This is a genomic window from Kitasatospora sp. MBT63 (assembly GCF_000710465.2).
Lineage (GTDB): Bacteria > Actinomycetota > Actinomycetes > Streptomycetales > Streptomycetaceae > Kitasatospora.
The window spans coordinates 1-4,864 of record NZ_JAIZ01000451.1 but is presented as its reverse complement, the minus strand read 5'-3'; the positions used below and the strand labels follow the sequence as shown (position 1 = coordinate 4,864).

The window sequence follows — 4,864 nt, the reverse complement described above, 5'->3', positions numbered from 1 at the left end:
CAAGGCGCGTGCGGCACCCGACCGGTCCGCTCCCCCCTGTGCCGCTCCGCCCTGCGGCCCTGCGTCCTGCGCCGCTGCGCCCTGCGCCCGTACATCGTCCGGCGCCGCGGGCCGGGGCCGGGCGCCGCGGGCCAGCAGCGGGACCGCGAGGCAGCCCGCCAGGGCCGCCGCGGCCAGGCCGGTACGGATGCCGGTGTCCCCGCGGCCCGCCAGGCCCCAGGCCGCGGTGGCGAGCGCCGGGCCGAGGGCGAAGCCGAGCGAGCGGGCGAGCTGGACGGCTGACCCGGCGGTGGCCAGCCGGCCCGGCGGGGCGCTCGCCATCACCAGGGCCTGGCTGGGACCGCCGTACAGGCCCATGCCGAGGCCGGCCAGTGCGAGCCGCCAGGCGATCGAGGTGGTCGGCCAGTGGTCGTCGAGCGGGATGAGCAGCAGCAGGCCGAGCGCGGTGAGCGCGGCGCCCGCGGTGGCGGTGGGCCGGGTGCCGAAGCGGTCGGCGAGGCGGCCGCCGAGCGGTCCGGCCAGGCCCATGGCGGCCGGGAAGGCAAGCACGGTCAGACCGGTGGCGGTGGCACTGAGCCCCTCGTCGCGCTGGAGGTGCAGGGCGATCAGGTAGTGCATCGCGGCGAAGCCCGCGGCCAGCGCGAGCACCGCCGCGTTGACGGGTGAGCTGCCCGAGTCGCGCAGCACCGAGGCGACCGTCCGGCCGCCGGGGCCGCGCAGCCACCCGGCGACGCACGGGACGGCCACGAGCGCGAGCAGCAACCAACCCGGTGAGCCGGGTGCCGCGGTGAGGGCGAGCAGCACGGCGCCGACGGCGGCGCCGATCAGCGCGGCGTCGGCCACGGCGCGGCGGCCCGGGCGGGGCAGTCGGCCGCCGCGCCCCAGGTACCGGTGGCCGAGGATCAATCCGGCGGCGCACAGCGGGAGTTTGACCAGGAACACCCAGCGCCAGCCGAGGTGGTCGAGCAGCAGCCCGCCGACCGCGGGCCCGATCACGGCGCCGAGCGGGCCGAGGGTGGCCGGTACGCTCATCGCCCGGGCCCGTAGCTGCGGCCGGACTGCGGTGGCGGCCAGGACGGGCATCAGCACGAACAGCACGGCGGCGAAGCAGCCCTGGAGGCTGCGCGCGGCGATCAGCCAGGGCGCGCCGGGCGCAGCCGCGGCCGCCGCCGAGCAGAGCGCGAACCCGGTCAGCGAGCCGAGCAGCGCGGGTCGGGCTGCGGCGCCGTCCAGCCAGCCGCCGATCGGCAACAGCAGTGCCACCACCGGGAGTTGGTAGCCGAGTCCGGCCCACTGGGCGATCTGGGGCGGGACCCCGAGTCCGTCGGCGATACCGGGCACCGCGACGGTGACGATGTTCAGGTCGAGCATGGCGGTGAACGCGAGCAGGCCGGCCAGCCCGACCAGCGGCCAGTTGTCGAGCCGGGTGCCCGCGGGCGCCGGCCGGGTCGAGCCGCCGGTCATGACACTCCGCCGCATGTCGGCATGGACCGCCCTCCCCGTAGTGACGGGTGCCGCGGATCCACGGCACCCGTCACACCAGTCGGACGCCGGGGCGGAAGAGTTCCGAACAGGTGGCGGATTTCTTCCGGAACCCCGGCGACCGCTCAGGAGACGCCGATCACCCGCCCGCCGCCGGGGCCCGCCGCGGCCGGAGCCCCCACCGCACGCGAAGCGCCCGCCGCGCCCGCCGCGAGCAGACCGGTGAGTTGTTGCGGGGTCACGGCGACGGCCGCCACCCGCACCTCACCGCTGCGCCGGAACCGCAGCCGGAACTCGACCCGCCGGCCCGGGGTGAGCGGCTCGGGCCGGGCGAGCACCAGGTCGGCGCTCATCAGGTCCATGGTCAGCGCGCCGCGCGCCGGGACGGGCAGCGAGGCGGTCTCGGCCGGACGGGCGCCACCGCCCCGGTGCTCGTGGCGGCTCAGCGTCACCTGCGCGGCGACCGCCGTACTGGCGCCGATCAGTTCGTCCGGGACGTCCCCGGGGTTGCGGACGGTGAAGAAGGCCGCGGTGGCCACCGGGCTGCGTCCGGCCGGGACCAGCACCCAGCCGGGCTCGACCTGCACCGGCCCGGCCCGCCCGGCCGCACCGGCCGTCACCCAGCCACCGAGCACCAGCAGGGTGACGGCGGCGGCCGCGACCGGCGCGGCGACGGGCAGCGCGCGCCCGGATATCCTCACCGGTCCACCCCCGCCCGGACCGGGCGCGCCGGGCGCGCCGACCGTACCGGCGCCGGGCTCCAGGTGCGCAGCCGCAGGCTGTTGCCCACCACCAGGACCGAGCTGACCGACATCGCCAGGCCCGCCAACATCGGGTTGAGCAGGCCGACGGCGGCCAGCGGGATGAGCACCGCGTTGTAGCCGAACGCCCAGCACAGGTTGGCCCGGACGGTCGCCAGGGTGCGCCGGGCCAGCAGGACCGCGTCGACCACGGTCTCGATCTCGCCGCGGACCAGGGTCAGCCCGGCGGCCCCGATCGCCGCGTCCGTCCCGGTGCCGAGCGCGACCCCGAGGTCGGCGGCGGCCAGCGCGACGGCGTCGTTGACGCCGTCGCCGACCACCGCGACCGTCCGGCCGGCCGCCCGCAGTTCGGCGACAAGTTCGGCCTTGCGCTCGGGCGAGGCACCGGAGTGCACCTCGGCGATGCCCAGGTGCTCGGCGACCGCGCGGGCCGCGCCGGGCCCGTCGCCGGTGGCCAGCACCGGGGTCAGTCCGATCGCGCGCAGCCGGTGCACGGTCCGGTAGCTGCCGGGCCGCAGGCTGTCGCCGACCACCAGCAGCGCGGCCGGCTCGCCCGCCAGCTCCACCACGACGGCGGTCCGGCCGTCGGCCTCGGCGGCCGTGAGCGCGGTGGCGAGCGCGGCGGGCAGTGTCCCCGCGGCGCCCGGGCGCACCACCCGGACGGCCACGCCGTCGACCTCGCCGCTCACCCCGGTGCCGGGTTCTGCGGTGAACCCGCGCACCGGCGGCAGCGTCTCGCCGCAGCGCCGGCGGGCGGCCGCGGCGACCGCCCGGCCGACCGGGTGCTCGGAGTGGTCCTCCAGCGCACCGGCCCGGCGCAGCACGGTGTCCGGGTCGGCGCCGGGTGCGGTGTGGGCCGCGATCAGCTCCATCCGTCCGCTGGTCAGGGTGCCGGTCTTGTCGAGCACCACGGTGTCGATCCGCCGCAGGCTCTCCAGCGCCTCCGGTCCACGGACCAGGACGCCGAGTTCGGCACCGCGGCCGGTCGCGGCGAGCAGCGCGGTCGGCGTGGCGAGGCCGAGCGCGCACGGGCAGGCGACCACCAGGACCGCGACGGCCGCGGTGACCGCCGCCGAGGGCGCGGCCCCGGCGCCCAGCCAGAAGCCGAGCACGCAGACCGCGATCGCCAGCGCGCACGGCACGAACACCCCGGCGACGGTGTCGGCCAGCCGCTGCGCCCGCGCCTTCCCGGTCTGGGCGTCCGCCACCAGGGCGGTGATCCGGGCGAGTTGGGTGTCGCGGCCGACCTCGGTGGCGCGGACCAGCAGCCGGCCGCCGACGTTCAGGGTCGCGCCGGTGACCCGGTCCCCCGGGCCGACCTCGACCGGCATGCTCTCGCCGGTCAGCAGCGACAGGTCCAGCGCGGAGCCGCCCTCGGTCACCACCCCGTCGGTGGCCACCTTCTCGCCCGGCCGGACCACGAACTCCTGTCCCGGCAACAGCTGTTCGACCGGGATCCGGCGCTCGCGGCCGTCCTCCAGCACGCTGACGTCCTTGGCCCCGAGCTCGGCCAGCGCCCGCAGCGCCGACCCGGTCCGGTCCCGGACCCGGCCCTCCAGCCAGCGCCCGCACAGTACGAACAGCGGTACCCCGACCGCCGCTTCGAGGTAGACGTGCGCGCCTTCGCCCGGTGCCGCGGTCAGCGAGAACGGCATCCGCATCCCCGGCTCGCCCGCGCCGCCGAACAGCAGCGCGTACGCCGACCAGCCCGCCGAGGCGATGATGCCGAGGCTGACCAGGCTGTCCATCGTCCCGGTGGCGTGCCGCAGGCCCTGCCAGGCCCGGCGGTGGAAGGCCGCCGAACCCCAGGTCACCACCGGTACGGCGAGCGCCACACTCACCCACTGCCAGCCCTCGAACTGCAGGCCGGGCACCATCGCCAGCAGGATCACCGGCACCGCGAGTGCCGCGACCACCGCCAACTGCCAGGCCGGCACCAGGTCTTCGTGCAGTGCGGGACCGCTGTCCGGCCCGGCGGGCAGTTCGGCCGTGTACCCGGCCGCCTCGACCGCGGCCACCAGCTTCCCGGCCGGCACCGACGCGGGATGCACCACCCGGGCGCGTCCGGTGGCCAGGTTGACGCCCGCGCTGACCCCGTCGATCCGGGCGAGTTTCCGTTCCACCCTGGCCACGCAGGCGCCGCAGGTCATGCCGCCGACCGTCAGGTCGGTGGTGACCAGCTCGTCCGTGACGCCCTCGGCCCGGGCGGGCGCCCCGGCCGTACCCCCGCTCACCGCAGGCCCGGCTGGGCCGCGGCGGACGGCGCGGGCGAGCCCATCGTCATGCCGGACATGTCGTCACCGCCGGCCGGCCGCCCGTGCGGCCCGTTCTCGCCCGCGCCGGGGCCGTCCGTCCCGGGCCGTGCGGGGGCCAGGCCCGGGGCGACCGGCCCCACCGCACTGCCCAGCCCGTACGAGACGGCGAACAGCAGCCCCAGCAGCAGGGCGAACCCGGCCAGTACCCGGCCCGGTCCGGCCCGATCGATCGTCGTTCCACTCATCTGGCGTTCTCTCCGGTTCAGGAGTCGGCCGCGCGGCCGCGGCCGCGTGGGTACGCGGCTGCGCCGGGGCGGCCGGAAGCGGCCCGTGCCGGGGGCGGGCGCGAGCGGCGCCCGGCGCCGG

At 77.9% G+C, this 4,864-nt stretch carries 4 protein-coding genes; all 4 read right to left on the bottom strand.

Going from position 1 to position 4,864, the window contains the following annotated elements:
• On the bottom strand, window positions 1-1,464 hold a 1,464-nt coding region (locus tag AA75_RS24410; protein WP_063794429.1), incomplete at its 3' end, for an MFS transporter.
• 143 nt (window positions 1,465-1,607) lie between these two features.
• Window positions 1,608-2,183 (bottom strand): copper chaperone PCu(A)C, encoded by a 576-nt coding sequence (locus tag AA75_RS24405; RefSeq protein WP_051813217.1) that lies wholly within the window; start codon window positions 2,181-2,183, stop codon window positions 1,608-1,610.
• Window positions 2,180-4,477: a heavy metal translocating P-type ATPase gene (locus AA75_RS24400; protein ID WP_368666607.1), complete on the bottom strand. Its 2,298-nt coding sequence runs from the start codon at window positions 4,475-4,477 to the stop codon at window positions 2,180-2,182. The genes AA75_RS24405 and AA75_RS24400 overlap by 4 nt, the downstream gene beginning before the upstream one ends.
• Window positions 4,474-4,743 carry a hypothetical protein gene (locus AA75_RS24395; RefSeq protein WP_051813215.1) on the bottom strand — a complete coding sequence of 90 codons (270 nt, stop codon included), beginning with the start codon at window positions 4,741-4,743 and terminating at the stop codon, window positions 4,474-4,476. The genes AA75_RS24400 and AA75_RS24395 overlap by 4 nt, the downstream gene beginning before the upstream one ends.
• Between the last annotated feature and the right edge of the window lie 121 nt (window positions 4,744-4,864).